The organism is Caulobacter sp. 73W (assembly GCF_041021955.1).
Lineage (GTDB): Bacteria > Pseudomonadota > Alphaproteobacteria > Caulobacterales > Caulobacteraceae > Caulobacter.
In genome coordinates, this window is sequence record NZ_CP158375.1 from 3,648,449 (window position 1) to 3,668,004 (window position 19,556).

Sequence of the window (19,556 nt, forward strand, 5' to 3'; positions counted from 1 at the left end):
TTATGCTTTCGATCAACAATCTCCGCGCCTCGGTCGAGGACAAGGAAATCCTCAAGGGCCTGACGCTCGACGTTCCGGCGGGCGAAGTGCACGCCATCATGGGGCCGAACGGCGCGGGCAAGTCGACCCTGTCCTACGTGCTGTCCGGCCGTGGCGGCTATGAGGTGACCGACGGTTCGGCGAGCCTGAACGGCGAGGACCTGCTGGCCCTGGAGCCTGACGAGCGGGCGGCCAAGGGTGTGTTCCTGTCCTTCCAGTATCCGCTTGAAATACCTGGTGTTCCGGCTCTGACCTTCCTGCGCACGGCGCTCAACGCCCAGCGCAAGGCGCGCGACGAGGACGAGGTCGCGGCGCCGGCGTTCCTGAAGCTGGTGCGCGAGAAGGCCGCCGAGCTGAAGATCGATTTCGAGATGCTCAAGCGCTCGCTCAACGTCGGTTTCTCCGGCGGCGAGAAGAAGCGCATGGAGATCCTGCAGATGGCGATCCTGCAGCCCAAGCTGCTGATCCTGGACGAGACGGACTCCGGTCTCGACATCGACGCGCTGCGCATCGTCTCCGAAGGCGTGAACGCCATGCGCGCGCCCGACCGCGCCATGCTGGTCATCACCCACTACCAGCGCCTGCTGGACCACATCAAACCCGACCGGGTGCATGTGCTGTCGGCCGGCCGCATCGTCGCTTCCGGCGGCCCCGAGCTGGCCCTTCAGCTCGAGGCCGAGGGTTACGACAAGTACGCGAGCGCCGCGTGAGCGTCTCACAAGCCATAGCGGCCGGCGACGTCGCCCTGCTGCCGTCGCGGCGGGACGAGGACTGGCGCTGGACCGATCTGCGCGGTCTGATCCGCGCCATGCCGCCGGTCTCGCCGGCCAGCGACCGCCAGTTTGAAACCGGCGCCTTCGGCGACGGCGACGTTCTGCTGGTCAACGGCGTGGTCCGCGGCGACGTGAAGGCCCTGGTCGTTCCAGCGGGCGAGCGGCGGACCGTGCGCCTGCGCGTCATCGCCGACACCAGCCAGACCGCCCACGGCGCCGACCTGAGCATCTGGGTGGGCGAGGGCGGCGAGCTGACCCTGCTGGAGACCTACGAAGGTCTCGGCGAGGGTTATCTGACCGAGACACGCCTGAACCTCAGCGTCGAAGCCGGCGCGCGGCTTGAGCGGATCGTGCTGGCGGCCGACGCGGCTGACGCCGTGGCGGTGAGCACCGCCACCGTCGTTCTGGCCGAAGGCGCTCGTTTCGAGCAGACGACCCTGACCACCGGAGCCCGTCGCCAGCGCCTGGAGACCCGCATCGCCCACCCGGGCCACGGCGCGACCGTCCGCATGGACGGCGGCTACCTGCTGGACGGCCAGCGTCACGCCGACCTGACCACGGCGGTCGCTCACGAAGGTGTCGGCGGCGAAACCAGCCAACTGACCAAGGGCATTGTCCGCGACCAGGCGCGCGGCGTGTTCCAAGGCCGCATCGTGGTGGAGAAGGGCGCGGACAAGACTGACGCCCGCATGGGCCACCACGCCCTGATCCTTTCGGAAAAGGCCGAGATCGACGCCAAACCGGAGCTGCTGATCTTCGCCGACGATGTCTCCTGCGCGCACGGCAATACGGTCGGCGCCTTGGACGAGGACGCCCTGTTCTACGCCCGCCAGCGCGGCATCCCGGACGCCCAGGCCCGCGCCATGCTGGCCGAGGCCTTCGTCGGCGAGGTGGTCGACCGCATCGCCAACGACGAAGCCCGCGAAGTGGCCCGCCATTGGGTCGCCGCGCATCTGGGAGCCGTCTGATGTCCTTCGACGCCGAGGCGATCCGCGCCGAGTTCCCGATCCTGTCGCGCCAGGTCAACGGCAAGCCGCTGGTCTATCTGGACAGCGCCGCCAGCGCCCAGAAGCCGCGCGCCGTGATCGAGGCGATGACCCGGGCGATGGAGTATTCCTACGCCAACGTGCATCGCGGCCTGCACACCCTGGCCAACGAGACGACCGACGCCTACGAGGCGGCGCGGGCCAGCGTCACGCGCTTCATCAACGCCGAAAGCGCCGACAACATCGTCTTCACCAAGGGCGGGACCGAGGCGATCAACCTCGTGGCCTCTGGCCTTGGCGCGACCATCCAGGCCGGCGACGAGATCATCATCTCCCAGGCCGAGCACCACGCGAACATCGTGCCCTGGCACTTCCTGCGTGAACGGCAGGGTGCCGTGCTGCGCTGGATCCCGGTGCTGGACGACGGCACGCTGGACATGGAGGCCTACAAGGGCCTGCTGAACAGCAAGACCAAGGTCGTCGCCGTCGGCCATATGTCCAACGTCACGGGCGTGATCAATCCGGTGGCGGAGATCGTCCGCCTTGCCCGCGAGGCCGGCGCGGTCACGGTCATCGACGGTTGCCAGGGCGTGGTTCACCTGCCCGTGGACGTGCAGGCGATCGGCGCGGATTTCTACGCCTTTTCGGCGCACAAGCTCTATGGCCCCACGGGCATCGGCGCGCTTTACGGGCGCACCGAGGCGCTGGCGTCCCTGCGGCCCTACCAGGGCGGCGGCGAGATGATCGGCGTCGTGTCGATGGACCGCATCACCTACGCCGAGCCGCCGCATCGGTTCGAGGCCGGCACCCCGCCCATCATTGAGGCCATCGGCTTCGGCGCGGCGGTGGATTGGATGAGCCGGTTCGACCGGGCCGAGATCGCCGCCTACGAGCGCAGGCTGTACGACCGCGCGGTCGAGCGGCTGGCCGGCCACAACTGGCTGCGCATCATCGGCGGCGCCGAGGAGAAGGGGGCCATCATGGCCTTTACCGTCGAGGGCGCGCACGCCCATGACGTGGCCCAGATCCTCGACCGGCACGGCGTCGCCGTGCGCGCCGGCACCCACTGCGCCGAGCCTCTGATGGCCCGTTTCGGGGTCACTTCGAGCGCTCGCGCTTCCTTCGCCCTATATAACACCGAGGCCGAGGCCGACGTCTTCGTCGACGCCCTGGTCAAGGCCCACAGTTTGTTCGGTTAGACGACCCATGGACGACGCAGCACCCGCCACCACCGCCTTGCCCCAGGCTGAACTCGACCGGCTCACCGATCAGCTGATCGAGAAGCTGAAGACGGTGTTCGACCCGGAAATCCCGGTCGACATCTATGAACTCGGCCTGATCTACAAGGTCGACGTTTCCGACGACAAGGACGTCAAGATCGACATGACCCTGACCGCGCCGGGCTGCCCGGTGGCCGGCGAAATGCCGGGCTGGGTCCAGGACGCGGTGATGGAGATCCCGGGCCTGAAGTCGTGCCATGTCGAACTGGTGTTCGAGCCGCCGTGGGACCAGTCGCGCATGTCGGACGAAGCCAAACTCCAGCTGAACATGTTCTAAGGCCATGGAACTCGCAGCCCGCCCCCGTCGCCCCCGTCCCAAGGTCGTCACCCTGAGCGACCGCGCCGCCGCGCGCGTCCAGGAGATCATGGCCAAGGCCGAGAAGCCCTATGCGGGCCTGCGCGTCGGCGTGAAGAACGGCGGCTGCGCCGGCCAGGAATACATCTTCGAATACGCCGAGGATCGCGCCCCGCTGGACGAAGTGGTTGAGGACAAGGGCGTCACCATCCTGATCGACGCCAAGGCGGTGCTGTTCCTGGTGGGCACGGAGATCGACTACGAGACGACCAAGCTGTCGTCCAAGTTCGTCTTCCACAATCCGAACGAGACCGACGCCTGCGGTTGCGGCGAGAGCGTCACCATCATCCCGCAGTCCGTCGAAGAACAGGCATGACCGCCCCGTATTTCGGCTCCTGCCACTGCGGGGCCGTGAAGTTTCGCGTGGACGTCGAGCCGGACGAGCTGACCACCTGCGACTGCTCGATCTGCATCAAGAAGAACGCCCTGATGACCAAGGTGCATGAAAGCGCCCTGACCATCCTGGAGGGCGAGGACAAGCTGTCCCTGTACCAGTGGAACACCAAGCGGGCGCAGCATCGTTTCTGTTCGGTGTGCGGCATCTACACCTTCCATCGGAAGCGGTCGGCGCCGGATCACTACGGGATCAACATCTTCTGCCTGGACGACTTCGATCCCTCGACCCTGCCGGTGCGAGCCACCGAGGGGGAGAACATGACGGTCGAAAGCACCGATCCCCGCCCTGAGTGGCCCGGGCCGCGGGTGTGACCTCGATCCTCGTCTATTCGATGGGGGAGGTGATCGGCGACGGGCTGATCAAGCTGCCCTTCATCGCCGGTCTTCGGGCCGCCTTTCCCGACGCGCGGATCACCTGGGCCGCGGCCAAGGGCGACACGGTCTATGCCGGGCCGCTGAAGGCGGTGGTGCAGGGCTATATCGACGAGATTCTGACCGACGGCCCGACCGGCGATGCGCCAGGCGACATCCTGCCGTGGGTGAAGCCGTTCGGCGGCCGCAAGTTCGACCTGGTCATCGACACCCAGGAGAACCTGCGTCGCAGCCTCGTCGCCCGCCGGACCGGCCGCCGCTATGTGGGCAAGCCGTCGAAGGGCTGGCCCGAGGCGGTGACCGCGCGCCTGGGCGTCCTGCTGTCCATGGCCACGAACGGGCAGGGGGCGCCGCGCCCCATCACCCTGACCAATCCCGACGCCCTGGCCGCCGCCCAGATTCTGCTGCCCTTCGGCCCGACCTATGTGGGCTTCGCCCCCGGCGCCGGCGGGCAGGAGAAGCGCTGGCCGCTGGAGCGCTATCTGTCCCTGGCGATCCAGCAGCAGCAGGCCGGGCGGACCCCTGTCTTCTTCTTCGGCCCCGACGAGGCGACCGACGCCAAGGCCGCGCGCCTGGCCGTGCCCGACGCCCTGTTCCCGGAAGCCGACCGCAAGGACGTGTTGACCCATGTGAAGGGGCCGCTGCTGGTCATCGCCCTGGCGTCGCGCCTGGCCGCGGCCGTGGCCAACGACGCGGGCCCGGGGCACATGCTGGCGGCCGGCGGCGCGCCGCTGCTCAGCCTCCAGAAGGATCGCCGCAAGGCGGTGAAGTTCCGGCCCGCCGCCCGCGCGCTTGAAGTTCTGGTCGCCGAAGACTACGGGCAGGACATGGCCGCCTTGCCGCTCGACGCTGCGTCGGCGGCGCTTGAGGCGCTTCTGTCGAAAGGTTCCTGATGGCGATCATGGCCCCGATCTCGGCCGGCGAGCTGGTGGACAAGATCACCATCCTGCGCGTGAAGGCCGAGCGGATCGGCGACCCCGCCAAGGAGGCCAACGTCCGCAAGGAACTGGCCATGCTGGAGGCGATCGCGGCCCAGGCCCTGACGGATGCGTCGGCGCTGGCGGACCTGACCGCCCAGCTGCAGGCCGTGAACGCGGCGCTGTGGGACATCGAGGACGGCAAGCGCGACTGCGAGCGCCGTCAGGATTTCGGCCCGCAGTTCGTCAGTCTCGCTCGCTCGGTCTACATCGAGAACGACCGCCGGGCGGCCATCAAGCGGTCGATCAACGCCGCCGCCGGCTCCGACATCGTCGAAGAGAAGAGCTACAAGCCGTACCTCGCGGGATAGCAGACGGCGCTGGGATGCGCCCTATGCGTGTATCACCGTTCATCGAACGCTTCCCGGTCGCCCTTAACCCGTCGTTTGCCCTCTGGAGTTAAGTTGGAGGGAGAGGTCGTGCGCCCCGCGCCCGGCCGACGACGGTTCTTGAGGGAAGTGGCGAGATATGTCGGCTGAGGTTGAAGCCAAACTGCGCGGCCCCGAGGCCATCAAGCTCGCTCGCCGCGCCTTGGAGCTGATGGAATCCCATCACATCTGGCCGACGCCGCTCAACTACGAAGTCTGCATCAACTACGTGGCCGATCCGCAGAGCGATCTGGCCCGCGACTTCGAGGTCCTGCTGGCTTCGGGCGAGACGGTCACGGATATCGCCATCGAGACTCTGGCCAGCAAGCATCTGGCCAAGGCGCGCCTGAACGAACAGATCCGCGACGCTGGCGACCTGCTCGGCCGTGAACTGGAACTGGTCGCCAAGGCGATCAAGCAGGCCCGCCGTTCCACCGCCGCCTACGGCGAGACCCTTGAAGGGGCCAGCAAGCACCTTGGCGAGCATACGGACGGCGCCACCCTGCGCCTGCTGGTCGATCAACTGGCCACCGCCACGCGCCGGGCGCGCAGCGAGACCGAGGCGCTGGAAAACCGTCTGACCGAATCCACGGCCGAGGTCGAGCGTCTGAAGGAGCACCTGGAGCAGGTGCGCCGCGACGCCACGACGGACGGTCTGACCAACCTGGCCAATCGCAAGGCCTTCGACGAAGAGCTGGAGCGCGCCTGCGCCGAGGCCAAGGAGGCGGGCACGACCCTGTCCCTGGCCCTGCTCGACATCGACCATTTCAAGGGGTTCAACGACACCTGGGGTCACCAGACGGGCGATCAGGTGCTGCGATATGTCGCCAGCGTCATCGGCCGCGTCGGCGCCCCGCCGCGCTTCGCCGCCCGTTACGGCGGCGAGGAGTTCGCCATGATCTTCCCGCGCGAGGACGCGGCGACGGTGACGGCGACCCTGGAGGAGATCCGCCTGGAGATCTCGTCGCGGATGCTGAAGCGTCGCTCGACCAACGAGGACCTGGGCACGATCACCATCTCGGCAGGCCTGGCCGAGCTGCAGGCCGAAGAGCCGTCGCACAGCCTGATGGAACGCGCCGACTCCGGTCTCTATGCGTCCAAGCGCGCCGGCCGCAACCGCGTGACCAACGCCGAAAACCTGTCGGCCGCCGCCTGATTTTTCCTCTGGCGTTACGCTAGGGCCGGTTTCTAACGTCCTCTCCAAAAGGGAGGACGACCCATGACGGACGCAAGCACCAAGGTCAGATTCGAGCTCGTCGACGGGGTGGCGGTGATCACCCTGACTGATCCCGCGACCCTGAACGCCGCCAGCATGGAGATGGCCGAACAACTATCGGCCGCCCTGAACCAGGCGTCGGAGACGGCGCGCGCGGCGCTGCTGACCGGCGAGGGCAGGGGGTTCTGCTCCGGCGCCAATCTGTCGGGCGGCGGGACTGCCGGGCGGCCCATCGACGACGACGGCAAACCCGACGTCGGGGCGTCCTTGGAGAAGGTCTACAACCCGCTCGTCACCCAGTTCCGCGACCTGCCCATCCCCATCGTCACGGCGGTGAACGGCGCGGCGGCGGGTATCGGCTGCTCGCTAGCCCTGTTGGGTGACATCATCGTGGCGGCGGAAGGGGCGTACTTCCTGCAGGCGTTCCGGCGCATCGGCCTGGTGCCCGACGGCGGCTCGACCTATCTGCTGCCCCGCCTGGTGGGCAAGGCGCGGGCCATGGAGATGGCCCTGCTGGGCGACAAGATCCCGGCGAAGACGGCGTTGGAGTGGGGCCTGATCAACCGCTGCGTGGCCGACGCCGAGCTGATGCCGACGGCCATGGCCCTGGCGATCGAACTGGCCAACGGTCCTGCCGCCCTGGGTCATATCCGCAAGCTGATGTGGGACAGTCTCGACGCCGACTGGAACGACCAGCTGGACGCCGAGCGCAGAACGCAAAAAGCCGCCGGCAAGACCGACGACTTTCTGGAAGGCGTGGCCGCATTCTTGTCGAAGCGGCTCGCCAGTTTCAAGGGCCGCTAGGGCCTAGTCTTCGGCATCCACGGCCGCCGCGCGGGGCGGGGCGCGCATCAGGAAGGCGGGAACGTCGGCGCCGAAGCCGACCACGCGGCGGTCATCGTCGTCGCGCGGCAGCCGCGGGGCCTTCACGCCGCCACGGCTGGAGCGCGGACCTTCCGCTTCCGGCTGCGGGCGGGCGTCGCGACGGTTGTCGGCGCGGCCGCCACGGTCGCGTTCGGGACGTTCGCTGCGCTCGGGGCGTTCAGCACCCTCGGCGCGTTCCGGCGCCTCGACCCGTTCCGGGCGATTGCGGCTGCGCTCGCGGCGCGGCTTGGGTGCGCTTTCGGCGGCGTTGACGGTGTCCACGACCTCGGTCGCCTCGACGGCTTCCACCGGAGCGGCGTTCTCGCTCGAACGGCTGCGGCCACGGCCGCCGCGCTCGCCACGGTCACGATCACGACCGCCGCGTTCGCGGCCACGGCCGGACTTTTCGCTAGGACGACGGTCGTCCTTGGCTTGGCTCCAGTCGAGCTCGACCACGGCTTCGTTCGGGGTCTTGCCGATCAGCTTCAGGACCTTGTCCAGGCCCTTGTCGTCCGACGGCGTGACGATCATGAACGCCTCGCCGGTGCGGCCGGCGCGGCCGGTACGACCGATGCGGTGCACGTAGTCGTCGGCGTGGTGCGGCACGTCGTAGTTGAAGACATGGCTGACTTCGGGAATGTCCAGGCCGCGCGCGGCGACGTCAGAGGCCACCAGCAGCTTCAGATTGCCGGCGCGGAAGTCGGCCAGGGTCTTCATGCGCTGCGACTGGTCCAGGTCGCCGTGGATCGGCGCGGCGTCCAGGCCGTGGACCTTCAGCGACTTGGCGACGATGTCGACTTCGGTCTTGCGGTTGCAGAACACGATGCCGTTCTTCACCTCGGACCGGCTGATCAGCTCGCGCAGGGTCATGCGCTTGGCCTTCGGGTCCGACAGCGGGATGCGCGCCAGGTACTGGGTGATGTTGTCGTTCGTGGTCGCGGGCTTGGCGACTTCGATACGGGTCGGGTTGTTCAGGAATTGCTTGGTCAGCCGGGTGATTTCCGGCGGCATGGTGGCCGAGAAGAACAGCGTCTGCTTCTTCGGCGGCGTCATCTTGAAGATGCGCTCGATGTCCGGGATGAAGCCCATGTCCAGCATGCGGTCGGCTTCGTCGACGACCATGATTTGCACGCCGGTCATCAGCAGCTTGCCGCGCTCGAAGTGGTCGAGCAGGCGGCCCGGGGTGGCGATCAAAACGTCCACGCCGCGGTCCAGCTTCTTTTCCTGGTCGCCGAACGACACGCCGCCGATCAGCAGGGCCCAGGACAGCTTGGTGCCCTTGGCGTACTTCTCGAAGCTGGCGGCCACCTGGTCGGCCAGTTCGCGGGTCGGGGCGATGACCAGGGCGCGCGGCATGCGGGCCTTGGCGCGCCCGGCGGCCAGCCGGTCGATCAGCGGAAGGGTGAAGGCGGCGGTCTTGCCGGTGCCAGTCTGGGCGATGCCGAGGACGTCGCCGCCGGCAAGGGCCACGGGAATGGCTTGGGCTTGAATGGGTGTAGCGGTGGTATAGCCGGTGTCGGCGACCGCTTGCAGGGTCGTGGGGCTCAGCCCCAGGTCAGAAAATTCTGTCATGTCTCGCTAGGTCTGGGTTCGAAACCGCCCGTGCTTGGGCGAGCGGGCGGCGCGGATTCGCCAGACCTGTCTCGAACTGATCGCCGCATATAAGAAACCCTGCGACGAAGTCAAGTAATCGCTTTGATTGCTTGACCTCGCCGCATGCACGCAGAATCACGCGGCGGGCGCGATCCGGGCCTTGGGTTCGAGACCCGCCAGGGCTTCGACGAAGCTTTCCCGCCAGGCGATGACGTCGTCGCGCCGCACGCCCTCGATCAGGCTTTTCCAGCGGCGGATGCGTTCCTCGCGCGGCATGGCCAGGGCCCTGCGGATCGCGTCGGCCACGTCCTCGCGGCTGAACGGATTGACGATCAGGGCGTCCTTCATCTGCGCCGCGGCCCCGGCGAAACGGGACAGGATCAGCACGCCGGGATCTTCCGGGTCCTGGGCGGCCACGTACTCCTTGGCCACCAGGTTCATCCCGTCGCGCAGGGGCGTCACCAGGCCCACATGGGCGGCGCGGTAGATGCCGGCCAGCTCGTCTCGCCGGTAAGGGCTGTTCACATAACGTAGGGGCACCCAGTCGAAGGTCGCGAACTGGCCGTTCACCCGGCCCGACACCGCATCCAGTCGGTTGCGCAGGTCCTGATACGCCTCGACCCCGCCGCGGCTGACGGTGGCGATCTGCAGCAGGAAGACCTTCTCGCGCGCCTCCGGCGTATCGGCCAGGAACCGCTCATAGGACAGGAAGCGCTCTTCCAGCCCCTTGGAGTAGTCCAGTCGATCGACGCCGATGATCATCTGGCGGCCGGCCAGGCTTTCGCGCATGCGCTCGAAGCTCTCCTGGGCGGCGGTGCTGCCGGCCGCGTCCTCGAAGTCGCCCACGTCGATGCCGATGGGGAAGACGCCCAGGCGCGTGTGCTTGCCGAAGGCGAAGGCGTCGCCGTTGGGCATCACCTCGCCGTCGGCCTCGTTGATGATGTAGCCCGCCAGCGCCGCCTGGAACGCCTGGGCATGGGTGCCGACCAGGTCATAGTCGAACAGCGACGCCACCAGCTCCGGATGGCGGGGCAGGGTGGCCAGCAGCTGCCGGGCCGGCCACGGGATGTGAAGGAAGAAGCCGATCCGGTTCTTCACGCCCAGGCGGCGCAGCTCCCGCCCCAGCGGGATCAGGTGATAGTCGTGGACCCAGATGATGTCGTCCGGCTGGATCAGCGGGCGGAGCGCCTCGGCGAAGCGGGCGTTCACCCGGCGATAGCCTTCGCCGAACGGACGCTCATAGGCCGTCAGGTCGATGCGGTCGTGGAACAGCGGCCACAGGGTCTTGTTGGCGTAGCCGTTGTAGTACTCCTCGATGTCCTGCGGCTCGAGATCGACCTTGGCGACGGTGACGCCGTCGATGCGGTCCAGTTGCAGGTGGCCGGTGTACTTCTCGGTGGTCTGGCCGCTCCAGCCGAACCACACGCCCTGATGCTCGCGCAGGGACGCACCGATGGCCATGGCCAGGCCGCCTGTGGCGCTGGCCCCGGTCTCGCTGGAGAACTGGACGCGGTTGGAGACGACGATCAGGCGGCTCATGCGGCGGCTCCCTGATGGTCCAGAAGGCTGTCTTCCAGCCAGCGCAGCACGGCGTCGGGACCCGACAGGCCGAACGACGCGCGAGTGGGGCGGCTCTCGCCGACCAGGATGCCGAAGCCGCCCTGGTCGACGGCTTCGCGGAAGCCGTCCTCGTCGGTCAGGTCATCGCCTACGAACACCGGCGTCGCGCCCAGGAAGGGGCTGCGGGCCATGAAGGCGGCGACGGCGTCGCCCTTGGTCGCGCCGGGCGTACGCAGCTCGACGACCAGATGACCGTCCTGGACCTTCAGGCCATAGGCCGCGCCCACGCGCTCGGCGAGGTCGAGGCAGGCTTCCCGCGTCTCGGGGGCCAGGCGGTAGTGCAGAGCGACGCCCAGGGCTTTCGGCTCCACCAGCAGACCCTTCTGGGTCTGGGCGAAGGCGTCGAAGGCCTCGATGGCGTCCGCCAGCGAAGGGTGCGCCTCGGCCATGCGGGTTTCGCCGCCGTGGCGGAACTCCAGGCCGTGGGTGCCGGCCAGGCAGGGTGTGCAGTCCTCGAGAATGCGGTCGAGATCGGCCATGGCGCGGCCGCTGACCACCGCGAGGCGACCGTCCAGGCGCCCGCACAGGCGGCGCAGCAGGTCGTTGCGATAGAGGTTGGGGCCGACGTCCGTCGGCTTCGGTTCGAAATGGGCGAGCGTGCCGTCCAGATCGAGGAAAAGCGCCGTCCTCGAAAGTTCGAGGGGCGCGGGATGCATATCGGTCAAAACAATCTCTGGCTTTTCAGCGGCCATGGCGTCCCCTGGGCGATGGTTGCTGCACGCGCCGGACTTACCGGCTTGGTGAACGCCCTAGATGGGGATTGGAGCCCTGCGACCCAAATAAACGTAATGTGAGGGCATATGAGCGGAACCATACATCCGCTGATGAGTTGCCGCTCAATCCAGCGATCTTGAAGATCGCTCTATGTCGCCGGATATATTGACGAACTTCGTCTCCACCGAACGATAGTCTGAAAAACGAAAGCGCCGCAACTCGATGTGAGCGCGGCGCTATCTGCGTAAGATTTAATCGATGTTCTGACGCCTAGACGTCCAGGTCATCGGCCGCGAACTCGGCGTTCTCCTGAATGAATCGGAAGCGCAGCTCCGGCTTGCGACCCATCAGGGTCTCCACCAGCGACTCCACCGACTCTTCCGAACGGGGCAGGGTGACGCGCGCGAGCGTGCGCACCGCCGGGTCCATGGTGGTTTCCTTGAGCTGGGCGGCCATCATCTCGCCCAGGCCCTTGAAGCGGCCGATCTCGGGCTTCTTGTTCTTGAAGTCCGTGGCCAGCAGCTCGTCCTTGTGGGCGTCGTCGCGGGCATAGACCGTCTTGCCGCCGTGGCTGATGCGATAGAGCGGCGGCAGGGCCATGTAGAGCTTACCCTGCCGGATCATGTCCGGCATGGTCCGGTAGAAGAAGGTGATCAGCAGGGATGCGATGTGGGCGCCATCGACGTCGGCGTCCGTCATGATGATGATGCGCTCGTAGCGCAGGTCTTCCTCGCGGTACTTGTTCCCGCCCTGGGCGCCCAGGGCCAGCATCAGGTCCGACAGTTCCTTGTTGGCGACCAGCTTGTCGCCCGTGGCGCTGGCCACGTTCAGGATCTTTCCGCGCAGGGGAAGGATCGCCTGGGTCTTGCGGTTGCGGGCCTGCTTGGCGGAGCCGCCGGCCGAGTCACCCTCGACGATGAACAGCTCCGCGCCGTCCACGGCCGTGCCGGAGCAGTCGGCCAGCTTGCCCGGCAGGCGCAGCTTGCGCGTGGCGCTGGCCCGCTGGACTTCCTTGTCCTTGCGGCGCTTCAGGCGTTCCTCGGCGCGCTCGACCACGAAGTCCAGCAGGGCGCGGGCGGCCTTGGGGCTGCCGGTCAGCCAGTGGTCGAACGGGTCGCGCAGGGCGTTCTCGACCAGACGCTGGGCGTCGCTGGACGACAGCTTTTCCTTGGTCTGGCCCTGGAACTCCGGATTGCGGATGAACACGCTGATCAGCGTGCCCGCCTGGGCGATCACGTCGTCGGCGGTCAGGATGCCGCCGCGCTTCTCGCCGATCAGTTCGGCATAGGCCTTCAGGCCGCGCACCAGCACCGCGCGCAGGCCGGACTCGTGGGTGCCGCCCTCGGGGGTCGGCACGGTGTTGCAGTACGACTGGATGAAGCCGTCAGCCTCGCCGAACCCGCGCGGGGTCCAGGCGATGGCCCATTCCACGGCGCCGGCTTCCCCCTGGCGCTCGATGCGGCCGGCGAAGGGCTCGGGCGTGACTGTTTCCAGCCCCTTGGTCCGTTCCGCCAGGAAGTCGGCCAGGCCGTTGGGGAAGTGGAACGTCGCCTCGGCGGGGGTCTGGTCGTGGATGCGCGACGGGTCGCACTTCCATTTGATCTGCACGCCGCGGAACAGATAGGCCTTGGAGCGGGCCATGCGGTACAGGCGCACCGGCTTGAAGATCGCGCCTTCGCCGAAGATCTCGGCGTCGGGCAGGAATTTCACCGCCGTGCCGCGCTTCTTGGACGGGGCGACCTGCTGCAGCGGGCCGACGGGCTTGCCGCGCGAGAATTCCTGGCGGTGCTCGAAACCGTCGCGCCAGACGGTGACCTCGAGGATTTCCGACAGGGCGTTGACGACCGACGCGCCGACCCCGTGCAGACCGCCGGAGGTCTCGTACGCCTTGCCGCTGAACTTACCGCCCGCGTGCAGGACGGTCATGATCACTTCCAGCGCCGACTTGCCGGGGTGCTTGGGGTGCGGGTCCACGGGCATGCCGCGGCCGTCATCCTTCACCGTCAGGGCGCCGTCGGCGTCGAGGATCACCTCGATCAGCTTGGCGTGGCCGGCGACCGCTTCGTCCATCGAGTTGTCGAGGACTTCGGCGAACAGGTGGTGCAGGGCGCGCTCATCGGTGCCGCCAATGTACATGCCGGGACGCTTGCGGACCGGCTCCAGGCCTTCCAGCACCTCGATGTCGGCCGCCGAATAGCCGCTGCTGGGCGCGGGGGCGCTGGCGGCGGGAGCGGGGGCTGGAGACGGGGCGGGAGCCGCGGCGGCGGGCGCTGGCGCTTGCGCGGGCGCGGGCTCGCGGGCCGGCAGCGGGTTGGCTGGCGGCGGGCTCAGGGCGTCGTCGAACAGAGAGCTTTGGGGAGACTGGGACATTTGGATGGAAGTCTAGGCGATTCGAGCCGGCTTCCTTAGGCGCTGCATGACGTATGGGGCAAGCGCCGCCGTTTTTCTCCTGCCCCGCTTGCGGGGAGGGGGACCATGCGAAGCATGGTGGAGGGGGCGCTAGCTGAGGTTCAGCAGGACGCCCCCTCCGTCTCGTCACTATCGTGCCGATCCACCTCCCCCGCACGCTTCGCTACGGGGAAGGAGAAGAGCCCTAGTAGGCGCGGGGATAGGCCCCGGCCGGTCGGGCGTAGCGGTCACGCAGCTTCAGGCCGCGATATTCCGTCGGCTGCTGCTGGCCGCCCACGAAGACGGCGGTCGGCCAGGTGGTGGTCTCCAGCGGATCGCCGTTCCAGACGACGACGTCAGCGGTCTTGCCGACTTCCAGCGTGCCGACCGAGGACATGCCCCAGATCTTGGCCGGAACGGCCGTCACCGAAGCCAGGGCCGCCTGGTAGGGCATGCCGTTGGCCACCGCGAGGCCAGCGTTCAGACGCTGCAGACGCAGGTTGTTGAAGTCGCGCGAGCCGGTGATGGCGACGGCGACCCCGGCGGCCTGCAGCCGGGCGGCGTTGTCCAGGCGCGAAGCCAGGGTCTCGAAGCTGTCGGGCAGGTCGGCCTGGGTGTCGATGATCACCGGCACGCCGGCCTTGGCGATGTCGGCGGCCGCGATCCAGCCCTCTTCAGCGCCTTCGAGGATGATCTTCACCTTCTCCTCGGCCGCCAGCTTGAGCACCTGGCGGATGTCGGAGGCGCGGCGGACGCGGACCAGCAGCGGGGTCTTGCCCTCGATCACCGGGATCAGCGCTTCGAGGTCGATGCGCGACAGACCGAAGTCACGGGTCGCCCCCTTTTCGAAGGCCGAACGGTTGCGGGCGAAGGCGCGGGCGTCCTCGAACGCCGACTTCACCAGCACGATCGCCGCCCCGCGAGAGCCGCCGGCCGCGCGGGCCCCGGCCTGGCCGAGGTCGAGCGCCACGGCCACCTTGGCCTTGGTGACGATGTCGGTGTCGCCGGCCGCCAGGCGGATCAGGGCGGCCTGCCCCGCGAACAGGCGCGGATCGCCGTCGCCGGCGCGGCCCGCGGTGTAGTTCTGCAGGGCTTCCAGTTCAGCGTCGCCGTCGTCGCGGTGCGCGCCGCCGCCACCGCCCGAAAGGGTGGGGGTGATGGCCGCGCCGGTGACGCCGCCGTCACGCGCCAGGGCGATGACCGGCGAGTCCGGGTTGATGCTGTAGGCGATGTCGAAGCCGGCCGACATCTCGGTTCCCGACCCATCGTCCCGCGTTTCGCGGACGCCGCCGATTTCCGAGGCGCCCAGGTTGCTGGACGGCGCGATCAGGCCGGGGGTCACGACCCCGCCCTTGGCGTCGATGACGCGGGCGCCCGAGGGGACCGACACGTTCGCGCCCACGGCGGTGATCTTGCCGTCGGTCAGGACGATGACGCCCGACGCGATGGTCCCGGCCGCCGCCACCGTTTCGATCTTGGCGTTGGTGATGGCCACGGTCTCGGCCGAGGCCGCCGTGGTCAGGGCGAGGGCGCAGGCGCCCCCGAAAAGCATGGTGCGGATCATTGGTGGAACGCCCCTTCACCCGGCTGGCCGAGTTCGAAATCAGACTTGGGCTGATACTGCGGATCGTTGCGATCGTAGGCGAGGCCGCCGTCAATGAAGACCTTCTCGGCCTTGGCGTAGACGCTGAACGGGTCGCTGCTCCACAGGACCACGTCGGCGGCCTTGCCGGCGACCAGGCTGCCGGTCTTGTCGCCGATGCCCAGGGCCTTGGCCGGGTTGGCGGTGATCCAGGCGATGGCTTCGGCGCGGTTGATGTTCATGCCGATGCGGTTGCCCGCCGCCATGGCCAGGGCCGCCTCCTGATTGAGGCGCTGGGTCATGATCGGATCGTCCGAGTGGATGACGGTGCAGGCGCCGGCCTTGTAGGCGATGGCCGCGTTGGCGTCGATGCCGTCCAGGCTCTCCATCTTGAAGCCCTGCCACGACGCCCAGGTGGCGAAGCAGACGTCTTCCTTGGCGAGCAGGTCGCCGACCTTGTAGGCCTCCACCGCGTGGTGGAACATGGTCGTGCGGTAGCCGAATTCCTTGCCGATATCGATCATCACGGCCATCTCGTCGCCGCGATAGCAGTGGTTCTGCACCAGGATCTCGCCGTTCAGCACGCCCATCAGGGTGTCGAGCTGCAGGTCGCGCTTGGGCGCGTCGGCCTTCTCGCCCTTTTCGACCTTGGCGCGGTAGTCGTCCCACTTGCGCTTGTAGTCGGCGGCGTTGATCCACGCCGCGCGATAGCCGGCCACGTTGCCCATGGCCGTCGACGGCGCGCGGCTGCGGCCGCCGTAGACCCGCTTGGGGTTCTCGCCGCAGGCCATCTTCACGCCGTAGGGCGCGCCGGGAAACTTCATCCCCTGCATGGTGTGCGAGGGCACGTTCTTCAGCGTCACCGAGCGGCCGCCGAACAGGTTGGCCGAGCCCGGGAGGATCTGCAGGGTGGTCACCCCGCCGGCGCGGGCGCGGTTGAAGCCCGGATCATGCGGCCAGACCGAGTGCTCGGCCCACACCTGTGCGGTGTTGGGGTCGGTGACTTCGTTGCCGTCCGAACGGGCCTGCACGCCGGGCGAGGAATAGACGCCCAGGTGGCTGTGGGCGTCGATGACGCCGGGGGTCACCCACTTTCCCTTGCCGTCGATCACGGCGACGTCCGCCGGGACCGCGGTGCCGGCGCCGCCGACCGAAACGATCTTGCCGCCGGAGAAGAAGACGACGCCGTTCTCGATCTGCTGGCCGGTGGCCGTCAGCACCGTCGCGCCGACGATGGCCGTGGCCCGGCCGGGCAGGGGCTTGTAGGTCGAGGCGAAGGGCGCTGCGCCCGCCGACGGATCAAGGCCGGCCGGCAGCGGCTTAGTCACCACCTTTTCGGCGGGCTTGGCCGCGGGCTTCGCCGCCTGCGCGTAGGCGCTGGACGCGCCGGCGAACGCCAGCCCCGTCAGCATGGTCGCGGCCAGCGCCGCCCTCATAAAGCTACTCAATGTCGCCCCCTCCAGGAAAAGGTGGGGCGAAATCGAGACCAGTTTCCGTATACGATCAAGCGATATCGCTGTTTCGCGGACGCTAAAGCGACGGTTTGTCCCCAACATTGCGAAAGCTTCATGTCGGCCCTCATTCCCGGATCTGGGATCGCATGATACCTTGCAAGACAAGATGACTTACGAAGCAAAATCCGAAGCCGCCGAAACCCGGCGTGCGCAACTGCTCAAGGGGCTGGCTGAGCTGGCCTTGCTGAGCGTGCTGAAGGCGCGCGCGCACTACGGCCTGGAAATCCTGGACCGGCTCAGGGGCGAGGCTGGGCTGAACCTGGCGGAGGGGACGATCTACCCGCTGCTGCACCGCCTGGAGAAGGCGGGCCTGACCAGGGCCGAGTGGCGGATCGAGGAGGGCGGCGCCCGTCCTCGGAAATACTACGCGCTGACCGAAATAGGGCGCGCCGAACTTGTCGAACAACAGGCCGAGTGGACGCGTGTCAGCGCCAGTCTCGGCGGCTTTCTGGAAAGGGGTGGGGAATGACTTACGCCAACAGCAATCCCGAGGTGGAAGCGTGGCTTCGCAAGCTGGGCTGGGCGCTGGCGCGGATGCCGTCGCCGGAGCGCGAAGGGATCATCGATGAGACCCGCACCCATATGTACGAGCGCCTGGCGAGGGGTCTGACGCCCGTCCAGGCGGTGGAGGGGTTCGGCACGCCTGACGCCTATGCTCGCAAATTCATGGACGAGATGGACCTGTCCGGCGCCCTGGGCTCACAGCGCGGCGGCGACCTGCTGGGCGCTATCGCCCGCCGGGTGCATCGCAGCCTGATCGCCCTGGTCGCCTTCGTGGCGGTCTTGTGCCTGTTCTGTCTGGCCGCTGGTGGGGCCGTGGCCATGGTCATGGAGGTGGTCGATCCCGTCCACACCGGCCTGTGGGTCGGCGAGGCCGGCTTCTTCATCGGCACGAACGACGACCCGAGCCGGGCCAAGGACATCGCGGGCGACAAGATTTACGTGGTGGGCGCGGCGCTGATCGCCGCCTCCTACGTCTTCGGCCGGCTGATCCTGCTGGGCGCGGTCCGGGCCCTGGCCCGCCGCTGACGAAAAAGGCCCGCGGATCGCTCCGCGGGCCTTCTGTCTTCCGGCTAAGCGGTTGTGCTTAGCACTTGTAGTACATGTCGAATTCGACCGGGTGCGGGTGCAATTGCAGGCGCATCACTTCTTCCATCTTCAGCTCGATGTAGCTGTCGATGAAGTCGTCATCCATGACGCCGCCCTTCTTGAGGAAGGCGCGGTCCTTGTCGAGGGCTTCCAGAGCCTCGCGGAGCGAGCCGCAGACTTCCGGGATCTTCTTCTGCTCGCGGGGCGGCAGGTCGTACAGGTTCTTGTCGGCGGGCGCGCCCGGATCGATCTTGTTCTCGATCCCGTCGAGGCCGGCCATCAGCAGTGCCACGAAGGTCAGGTAGGGGTTGCCCATCGGGTCGGGGAAGCGGGCTTCCAGACGCTTGGCCTTCGGGCTGTCCACGTGCGGGATGCGGATCGACGCCGAGCGGTTGCGCGACGAATAGGCCAGCTTCACCGGGGCTTCGTAGCCCGGCACCAGGCGCTTGTACGAGTTCGTCGTGGAGTTCGAGAACGCGTTGATCGCCTTGGCGTGCTTGATGATGCCGCCGATGTACCACAGGCACAGGTCCGACAGGCCGGCGTACTTGTCGCCGGCGAACAGCGGCTTGCCGTTGCCCCAGATCGACTGGTGGACGTGCATGCCCGAACCGTTGTCGCCGAACATCGGCTTGGCCATGAAGGTGGCCGTCTTGCCGTAGGCGTGGGCCACGTTGTGGATCACGTACTTATAGAGCTGCAGGCGGTCGGCCATGGTGACCATGGTGTCGAACTTCAGGCCGAGCTCGTGCTGGGCGGGCGCCACTTCGTGGTGGTGCTTTTCCGGCTTCATGCCCAGCTCGCCCATGACCGCCAGCATTTCGCCGCGCAGGTCCTGGCCGCTGTCGATCGGGTTCACCGGGAAGTAGCCGCCCTTGGGCCCCGGGCGGTGGCCCATATTGCCTTCCGGATAGGCGCGGCCCGTGTTGGTCGGCAGTTCGACCGAGTTATAGGAGTAGCCGGTGTTGTGGGGCGAGGTGTCCCACTTCACGTCGTCGAAGATGAAGAACTCGGCTTCCGGGCCGAAGTAGACGGTGTCGCCCACGCCCGACGACTTCACGTAGCTCAGCGCCTTCTTGGCGATGGAGCGCGGGTCGCGGTTGTACGGCTCGTTGGTGTCGGGGTTCAGCACGTCGCAGAACAGGCACAGCGTGGTCTGCTGGTAGAACGGGTCGATGTAAGCGCTTTCCAGGTCCGGACGCAGCTTCATGTCGGACTCGTTGATCGCCTTCCAACCGGCGATGGACGAGCCGTCGAACATCGTGCCGTCGTTGAGGAAGTCCTCGTCGACCAGGTCGATGTCGAAGGTGACGTGCTGCATCTTGCCGCGAACGTCGGTGAAGCGGACGTCAACGTATTTGACTTCCTTTTCCTTGATCTCGGAAAGGATCTTCTGGGCCGTGCTCATGCGTTATCCCCTTTGAGCTCTT

The 19,556-nt window shown here is 67.6% G+C and carries 19 protein-coding genes; 12 read left to right on the top strand and 7 right to left on the bottom strand.

Annotated elements, in window-relative coordinates; translation table 11 throughout:
* The first annotated feature begins 2 nt into the window (after positions 1-2).
* The 10 genes from sufC to ABOZ73_RS17495 all read left to right on the top strand — a co-directional run bounded on the left by sufC (position 3) and on the right by ABOZ73_RS17495 (position 7,566).
* On the top strand, positions 3-749 hold the full coding sequence (gene sufC / locus ABOZ73_RS17450; protein ID WP_369059374.1) for a Fe-S cluster assembly ATPase SufC: 747 nt from the start codon (positions 3-5) through the stop codon (positions 747-749).
* Positions 746-1,780 carry a Fe-S cluster assembly protein SufD gene (gene sufD / locus ABOZ73_RS17455; protein ID WP_369059375.1) on the top strand — a complete coding sequence of 345 codons (1,035 nt, stop codon included), beginning with the start codon at positions 746-748 and terminating at the stop codon, positions 1,778-1,780. The genes sufC and sufD overlap by 4 nt, the downstream gene beginning before the upstream one ends.
* Positions 1,780-2,997: an aminotransferase class V-fold PLP-dependent enzyme gene (locus ABOZ73_RS17460; protein ID WP_369059376.1), complete on the top strand. Its 1,218-nt coding sequence runs from the start codon at positions 1,780-1,782 to the stop codon at positions 2,995-2,997. The genes sufD and ABOZ73_RS17460 overlap by 1 nt, the downstream gene beginning before the upstream one ends.
* A 7-nt stretch (positions 2,998-3,004) precedes the next feature.
* On the top strand, positions 3,005-3,355 hold the full coding sequence (locus tag ABOZ73_RS17465; RefSeq protein ID WP_369059377.1) for an SUF system Fe-S cluster assembly protein: 351 nt from the start codon (positions 3,005-3,007) through the stop codon (positions 3,353-3,355).
* Between the two features lie 4 nt (positions 3,356-3,359).
* Entirely contained in the window at positions 3,360-3,749 is a 390-nt protein-coding gene (locus tag ABOZ73_RS17470) for a HesB/IscA family protein (protein WP_369059378.1), read from the top strand.
* Positions 3,746-4,141 carry a GFA family protein gene (locus tag ABOZ73_RS17475; protein WP_369059379.1) on the top strand — a complete coding sequence of 132 codons (396 nt, stop codon included), beginning with the start codon at positions 3,746-3,748 and terminating at the stop codon, positions 4,139-4,141. Before ABOZ73_RS17470 ends, ABOZ73_RS17475 begins: the two co-directional genes overlap by 4 nt.
* Before the next feature lie 20 nt (positions 4,142-4,161).
* On the top strand, positions 4,162-5,094 hold the full coding sequence (locus ABOZ73_RS17480; RefSeq protein WP_369062571.1) for a glycosyltransferase family 9 protein: 933 nt from the start codon (positions 4,162-4,164) through the stop codon (positions 5,092-5,094).
* A complete protein-coding gene (locus ABOZ73_RS17485; RefSeq protein WP_369059380.1) occupies positions 5,094-5,489 on the top strand; it encodes a DUF6165 family protein in 396 nt (131 codons plus the stop codon). The genes ABOZ73_RS17480 and ABOZ73_RS17485 overlap by 1 nt, the downstream gene beginning before the upstream one ends.
* Before the next feature lie 157 nt (positions 5,490-5,646).
* Positions 5,647-6,702 carry a GGDEF domain-containing protein gene (locus ABOZ73_RS17490; protein ID WP_369059381.1) on the top strand — a complete coding sequence of 352 codons (1,056 nt, stop codon included), beginning with the start codon at positions 5,647-5,649 and terminating at the stop codon, positions 6,700-6,702.
* Positions 6,703-6,765: 63 nt separating this feature from the next.
* Positions 6,766-7,566 carry an enoyl-CoA hydratase/isomerase gene (locus tag ABOZ73_RS17495; protein WP_369059382.1) on the top strand — a complete coding sequence of 267 codons (801 nt, stop codon included), beginning with the start codon at positions 6,766-6,768 and terminating at the stop codon, positions 7,564-7,566.
* 3 nt (positions 7,567-7,569) lie between these two features.
* Here ABOZ73_RS17495 and ABOZ73_RS17500 read toward each other — a convergent pair whose 3' ends face one another.
* The 6 genes from ABOZ73_RS17500 to ABOZ73_RS17525 all read right to left on the bottom strand — a co-directional run bounded on the left by ABOZ73_RS17500 (position 7,570) and on the right by ABOZ73_RS17525 (position 16,935).
* Positions 7,570-9,198: a DEAD/DEAH box helicase gene (locus ABOZ73_RS17500; RefSeq protein WP_369059383.1), complete on the bottom strand. Its 1,629-nt coding sequence runs from the start codon at positions 9,196-9,198 to the stop codon at positions 7,570-7,572.
* A gap of 156 nt (positions 9,199-9,354) precedes the next feature.
* Positions 9,355-10,758: a trehalose-6-phosphate synthase gene (locus ABOZ73_RS17505; RefSeq protein WP_369059384.1), complete on the bottom strand. Its 1,404-nt coding sequence runs from the start codon at positions 10,756-10,758 to the stop codon at positions 9,355-9,357.
* Entirely contained in the window at positions 10,755-11,495 is a 741-nt protein-coding gene (gene otsB, locus ABOZ73_RS17510) for a trehalose-phosphatase (RefSeq protein WP_369062572.1), read from the bottom strand. The genes ABOZ73_RS17505 and otsB overlap by 4 nt, the downstream gene beginning before the upstream one ends.
* Before the next feature lie 328 nt (positions 11,496-11,823).
* On the bottom strand, positions 11,824-13,923 hold the full coding sequence (gene parE, locus ABOZ73_RS17515) for a DNA topoisomerase IV subunit B (RefSeq protein ID WP_369059385.1): 2,100 nt from the start codon (positions 13,921-13,923) through the stop codon (positions 11,824-11,826).
* Positions 13,924-14,146: 223 nt separating this feature from the next.
* Positions 14,147-15,505: an amidohydrolase family protein gene (locus tag ABOZ73_RS17520; protein WP_369059386.1), complete on the bottom strand. Its 1,359-nt coding sequence runs from the start codon at positions 15,503-15,505 to the stop codon at positions 14,147-14,149.
* Complete coding sequence (locus ABOZ73_RS17525) at positions 15,502-16,935, bottom strand: amidohydrolase (RefSeq protein WP_369062573.1); 1,434 nt, start codon at positions 16,933-16,935, stop codon at positions 15,502-15,504. Before ABOZ73_RS17525 ends, ABOZ73_RS17520 begins: the two co-directional genes overlap by 4 nt.
* Before the next feature lie 196 nt (positions 16,936-17,131).
* On the opposite strand from ABOZ73_RS17525, the gene ABOZ73_RS17530 reads away from it, so the two are divergent.
* Positions 17,132-17,506 (top strand): PadR family transcriptional regulator, encoded by a 375-nt coding sequence (locus ABOZ73_RS17530; protein ID WP_369059387.1) that lies wholly within the window; start codon positions 17,132-17,134, stop codon positions 17,504-17,506.
* Positions 17,503-18,066: a hypothetical protein gene (locus ABOZ73_RS17535; protein WP_369059388.1), complete on the top strand. Its 564-nt coding sequence runs from the start codon at positions 17,503-17,505 to the stop codon at positions 18,064-18,066. The genes ABOZ73_RS17530 and ABOZ73_RS17535 overlap by 4 nt, the downstream gene beginning before the upstream one ends.
* A gap of 58 nt (positions 18,067-18,124) precedes the next feature.
* On the opposite strand, the gene glnA is transcribed toward ABOZ73_RS17535, so the two are convergent.
* Positions 18,125-19,534: a type I glutamate--ammonia ligase gene (gene glnA, locus ABOZ73_RS17540; RefSeq protein WP_369059389.1), complete on the bottom strand. Its 1,410-nt coding sequence runs from the start codon at positions 19,532-19,534 to the stop codon at positions 18,125-18,127.
* Positions 19,535-19,556 lie beyond the last annotated feature (22 nt).